Below are 501 nucleotides of genomic sequence, written 5' to 3' on the forward strand. Positions count from 1 at the left end.
GGGGCAGGTTCCTGGATGAGCGCGTCCGGGCTGCCGGGGGCGGGTTGGTCGCCGAGGGTGTCATAGCTGATGTCGGCCGCGGCCTCGTCGGCGAACCCGTACCGCGGGCCGCGCCGCAGGATCTCCTCGACGAGGGCGGTGGACGCCGTACTCCCGAGACTGATGTTGAGAAACCCGGGCCCGGTGATCTCGACACCGCTGACGCCATGGGCACCGGCGAGATGCGGCCGCAGCAGTTCGGCGACACGGCGGGGGGTCTCTCCGGCGGGCCGGGCGAGCTGGAGGGCGATGTTGGTGGCGTAGTCACCCCACCCGCCGGCCCCCGGCACGGTCACGGAGGCCTTCTCAGGCACGACCACGCTGAGCTCCCCGTCCTCGACAGCACGACGCACCGCGCGCAGCACGGTACGGGAGAGCTCGACGGGGGTCACGGGACAAGCGTATGGGAGGAGGGGGGTGGGTAGGCCAGCCGGTTTGTCCGGTGGTCCGGGACTGTCTCTT

At 71.7% G+C, this 501-nt stretch carries 1 pseudogene; it reads right to left on the reverse strand.

What is annotated here, in order from left to right:
• Positions 1 to 431, reverse strand: a pseudogene (locus ACNFOC_RS55170) (ArgS-related anticodon-binding protein NrtL); the annotation flags it as partial.
• Between the last annotated feature and the right edge of the window lie 70 nt (positions 432 to 501).

Source organism: Streptomyces colwelliae, from assembly GCF_048158785.1.
GTDB lineage: Bacteria > Actinomycetota > Actinomycetes > Streptomycetales > Streptomycetaceae > Streptomyces.